This is a genomic window from Bacteroidota bacterium, assembly GCA_039111535.1.
GTDB lineage: Bacteria > Bacteroidota > Rhodothermia > Rhodothermales > JAHQVL01 > JBCCIM01.
Genome location: JBCCIM010000303.1, coordinates 1 through 4,961, shown reverse-complemented (window position 1 = coordinate 4,961; position 4,961 = coordinate 1). Strand labels below are relative to the sequence as shown.

Below are 4,961 nucleotides of genomic sequence, written 5' to 3'. Positions count from 1 at the left end.
TGTAGAAGGAGGAAGAATCTTTTTGTCAGTTGTGTCAGGATCGCTCAGGTTGCCGGTCGAAGCTCATTTTCCAAGTGAGTCCGTCAATTTTGTGATATTGAACCAGACGCTGGTACAATCCAACCGGGGTGCTTCCAGTAGCAAATCCCACAACAGCAGTCGGCTTGGCCCGGATAATGTCAGCTATCTTCCGGGCCGCTTTTTCGCTTAAAGCCTCATAATCCGCAACAATGTCTACAAGCATAGTTTTTTTGGTGGCAGATGGGTGATTCCATAATCTACCGTCAAAAGAAAGAAATCTACCTGCCTCGATCAAGTCGAGAATGCCGAACCATGCACGATTCGCGGAAAATCTTTCCAGCAACCGAAAAACCTGCCGAGCCAGCACGCTGCCTCGCGGTTTAGTCAATAAAAAACGGAGGCCTTTCTACAAGGCCTCCGTTTTCCTGGAGTGATCAGTCCAATCTATTAAAATGTACATAATCAGAAATTCCGACTCTGTACGTATGATATTCAGGATTAACTTTAGCAAAGCATATGCCAAAACACGCGTTTTTTGCATGTTTTTGGCCTTTTTAAGAAAGTTCTTCTTTAAAGCGAAAAAAATGCAGGATCGACAACACAACCCAATCAAAAAAGGACAGGCTGTACATAGTTTTGCCATGTGCAAGCCCCAAGCCACCTTTGCACAACATGTGTTTTAAAAACGCCTATCTTTCCAGCGTTACAAAATGAAACCAATATCAGGCTGAGACTCTATTTTTCACCTTTTTGTAAGCTACTATGCAGCCCCTTGTACAAATATCGCTTGACCTTGTCGATGTAGATGAGGCACTGGAAACGGCCGCCATGGCCATCGCAGCAGGTGTAGATATGCTCGAAGTGGGCACACCGCTAATCATAGCCCACGGTATGGACGGCGTCAAGGCGATACGGGCAGCTTATCCGGAGGTACCTATTGTAGCCGACTTGAAAACCATGGACGGCGGATGGCTGGAAGCAGAATTGATGGCAAAAGCCGGCGCAACACATCTCGTTGTCATGGGTGTCGCCCACGAAGAAACGGTTGAACTGGTTGTAAAAGCCGGCAAAGATTTCGGTGTAAAAATCATGGGAGACAACATGGCCATGCCTGACCCCGTTGCCGGCGCACAGCTCCTCGAAGACCTCGGATGCGACTATATCATTCACCACATAGGATTTGACTACCGTAACCTGCGCCGTTCCCGCGGGCTTCATGCCCCCTCTCCGCTCGACCATTTACAAGCCATCGTTGATGCCGTTGGCATCCCAGTCCAGGCCGTAGGCGGACTCACCCTCGAACAGGCCATTAACACGCCGACCTATGGTGCTCCCCTGGTTGTTGTTGGTGCGCCACTGGCAATTGAACCGGATGCCTTCAAATCTGCCGGTGGAGATGTCGCCCTCGTGCTGAAAGAGATTTGTGATCGCGTACACGCTTTTGGTGACGTCGCCATAACCCCACGGGTTACCCGGTAAACGCGGGATGGAGCGCCTGCGAGATCCTTCACTACAAACCACCCGATACCATGCCTACCGCAATGAATGCCCTTGTAAATTATGCCGCTGCGTCTGGCAGCGTGGAGTTACGATCTGTTGCTGTGCCCAAAATAAAACCCGACGAAGTACTTCTCGAAGTAAAGGCAGTGGGGGTTTGCGGTAGCGACTTGCATCAGTGGCACGGGACGCACAGTTGGCCAGTAAACTATCCCTGCACCCTTGGGCATGAGTTTGGTGGCGAGATTGTTGAAGCAGGTGCAACCGTTGCCGGCTTCAAGGCCGGCGATCGGGTTGTAAGTGAAACGGCTGCAGTAATCAACGCAAGCTCTCCCCTCTCTCGCACGGGCCTCTATAACCTCGACCCCTCCCGGCTGGGTTTTGGATATGGCGTAGACGGCGCCATGGCAAAATACGTTGCCGTACCGGAGCGGTGTCTGCATAAAATACCCGACGCCCTCGATCTGAATATCGCGGCACTCACAGAACCCTGTTGCGTAGCTTACAACGCAGTGTGCATGAACAGCCAGGTAAAGCCGGGTGACACCGTACTGGTTATTGGTCCTGGCCCAATCGGCCTGCTTTGCGGTAAAATGGCAAAGCTTGCGGGCGCCGGCACGGTCATCATGGCAGGTCTTCCGAGCGACACTTACCGGCTCGAGATGGCCCTGCAGATGGGCGCTGATGTGACGCTCACAGAAAACGTTGCAGATGCAATTAAGTCTACATACGATGAACTGGGTGCTGATCTCGTTGTGGATGCGGCCGGCGTTTCGCAAACGCTTCAATTGGCAATGGATTGTGTGCGACCAGCCGGGCAGATCACCAAAGTCGGCTGGGGGCCGCAACCCCTGAATTTCAACCTCGACCCCCTGGTACAGAAAGCAGTCACCCTGCAAGGCACTTTCTCCCACAACTGGCCAACCTGGGAACGAATTATTCGCATGCTGGCTTCCGGCCAACTTGACATTACCCCGATTGTCAGCGAGGTAGCCGGCCTGGAAAGTTGGCAGCAGTGCTTTGAAGGCATGTTACACGGTAAGTATGTCAAAGCTGTCCTGAATCCTTAATTCTCCACCCTGTATCCCGAAGGTGCGCTCATGCCACTTGCTGTATTCCCAAAATGTTACCTCCAGCAGCTTTGTAAAACGGGCGAAATGACCGTGGATCAGTGGCTTGACCTGGCTGCAGGCCTTGATGTTGATGGCTACGAATTCTACTGGGGCTTTACTCCTGCCAACGCACCGGCAGAACTGGAACGCATCCGCCGGCGCGTAGAAGATCAAGGACGGTCTATCCCGATGATGTGCTACTCCCCAGACTATACCAGCCCGGACATCAATGCGCGGCAAGCTGAGGTTGAAAAACAAAAGGTCGCAATTGAGGCCACGGCACTGCTGGGTGGGTCTTACTGCCGGGTATTGTCGGGGCAACGCCGGCCCGAAGTACCAAGAGATACAGGCGTATCGTGGGTGGCTGCGTGTATCCATGACTTATTGCCAGTCGCTGAGGCACACAACGTCACGTTGATTTTGGAAAATCACTACAAAGATGACTTCTGGCAATACCCTGAGTTTGCACAAAAAATGGATGTATTCCTGCAATTGGTTGACGCGATCGGTCCACATCCTAACTTTGGCGTTAACTTTGACCCGTCTAACGCCATTGTAGCTGGTGACCACCCATTGGCCTTGCTCGAAGCGGTCCTCCCCCATGTAGTGACAATGCACGCCAGCGATCGATTTCTCGAGGGCGGTACGCTTGAAGATTTGTTTGAAGCAGATAAATACGCCAGCGAAGGATATGCAAAGGTGCTCCAGCACGGCGTTGTAGGGCAAGGTATGAATGACTATGACGCCATTTTCTCCCTCCTCAAAACACGCAATTTCTCCGGCTGGATCTCTATTGAGGACGGGATTGACCCTGATGTCGGCTACGCACATCTCGAAGCTTCAGCCACATTCCTCCGAAAAAAAATGAAGGAGCACGGCCTGCCCTAACATCTGCTACGCTGCGCACTGCCAGGTGTATGCATGGCCCAAATGTCGGTTTTAGACCTGCTGATGCGCATGTAACAGTAAATAACATGCTTTATCGCACCCCAATCACTCAACAAACCGATGCACGGGAATACCTATTCATTCGAATTAAAGGTTGCGTTTAATGCCGATTTGCGAGTGCCGAATATCGATTGATATGCTCTTTTTGCAAAAGACGCTACAACAGCATTGATAACTGTGCCTTAGTAGTGCAAAAAGAAAACACGAAAACGCTGGAGGCATCCATTCATTAGCACCATTCGACAAACTGGACATTATTTTCTGTAGCCAGTGTCCCCATTCAAGCATTTTTAGCGCCTAAATGAATGCAGGCCGCAAAATCAATCGGCTTGTACCGCTCTACTCTGCCAGTTAGCACAATCAACACAGCCCACATGAAACATTAGCCGCTTGCCACAAGCCGCCCGATCCCATGTCACAAAAGACCATTGTAACCCTCACCGACCAACCTGAAAAATGGGCATCTAATCAGCAAAACAAAGGTAGTGATATTAATTTTATTATCACCAAAAGCATCAACTTAAACACGTTAAATACTTACCACAAAAAAACAGATCTGCTCATAATATCCCAGAATAAAACAGCAGAAAATATACTGGACATACAATCGATATCAGCCTCAATGGGCACACCCTACACCCTACTTATTCCGCCCGAGAGAGCAGAAGAATTTTTAAACAGAGATCTGACAAACATAACATCAAGCCTTTTTGCCACCGCAGGGCCGGCCACAGACGCCTTACCCGTAAGGCCCTCCCAGGCCCCTCTTGCAGACATGTATCTTAACGGCTACTTGCTAGGCCCATTTCACATTCTCATCAACGGCCTGCTGCTTGGCGATTTTGCCGGTAAGAAAAGCAAATCACTGCTTGCCTATTTACTCTACCATAATAGCCGACCGAGCTTCCGAGAAACCCTGATGGATAAGTTTTGGCCGGATGTTGCCCCTGAATCTGCCCGGAATAGCTTAAATGTTGCCATACACAGCATCCGACGCATGTTCAGAAAACTAGCACCACAAAAAGAACTGCTGGTATATAAAAACGAACGCTATTTCATCAACCCGGAAATTCAGGTAAACCTCGACCACGAGGATTTCTTGTACCGACTAAAAAAAGGCAAACGCATAGAGCTAAGCAGCGGAATTCAGGACGCATTAAGCGATTTCGAAGAAGCAGCACGCTTGTATCGTGGCGATTTCCTTGAAGAAAATCTGTACGATGAGTGGTCCGTTCATGAGCGCACTACGCTGCGTGAGGGATATTGCTATGTACTGGACAGACTCAGTGCGCACTACTGTAACGCAGGTAAATACAAACTTGCACAACACTACTGTCGCAAGCTTCTGGAAAAAGATAATTGCCGGGAAGACATTCATCGCCG

5 protein-coding genes are annotated in these 4,961 nt (G+C 50.0%); 4 read left to right on the top strand and 1 reads right to left on the bottom strand.

The features are described 5' to 3' along the window. Positions 1–34 precede the first annotated feature (34 nt). Positions 35–244: a hypothetical protein gene (locus tag AAF564_25945; GenBank protein ID MEM8489015.1), complete on the bottom strand. Its 210-nt coding sequence runs from the start codon at positions 242–244 to the stop codon at positions 35–37. 539 nt (positions 245–783) lie between these two features. On the opposite strand from AAF564_25945, the gene AAF564_25940 reads away from it, so the two are divergent. The 4 genes from AAF564_25940 to AAF564_25925 form a co-directional block, all read left to right on the top strand. Continuing rightward, positions 784–1,500, top strand: a complete 717-nt coding sequence (locus AAF564_25940) for an orotidine 5'-phosphate decarboxylase / HUMPS family protein (GenBank protein MEM8489014.1) — start codon at positions 784–786, stop codon at positions 1,498–1,500. A 50-nt stretch (positions 1,501–1,550) separates the two neighbouring features. Beyond that, on the top strand, positions 1,551–2,588 hold the full coding sequence (locus tag AAF564_25935; protein ID MEM8489013.1) for a zinc-binding dehydrogenase: 1,038 nt from the start codon (positions 1,551–1,553) through the stop codon (positions 2,586–2,588). Positions 2,589–2,618: 30 nt separating this feature from the next. Continuing rightward, the gene (locus AAF564_25930) at positions 2,619–3,518 is read left to right on the top strand and encodes a sugar phosphate isomerase/epimerase family protein (GenBank protein MEM8489012.1); all 900 of its coding nucleotides are present in this window, start codon (positions 2,619–2,621) and stop codon (positions 3,516–3,518) included. Between the two features lie 472 nt (positions 3,519–3,990). Next, positions 3,991–4,961, top strand: a 971-nt coding sequence (locus AAF564_25925) for a BTAD domain-containing putative transcriptional regulator (protein MEM8489011.1), incomplete at its 3' end; no start/stop codon positions are given.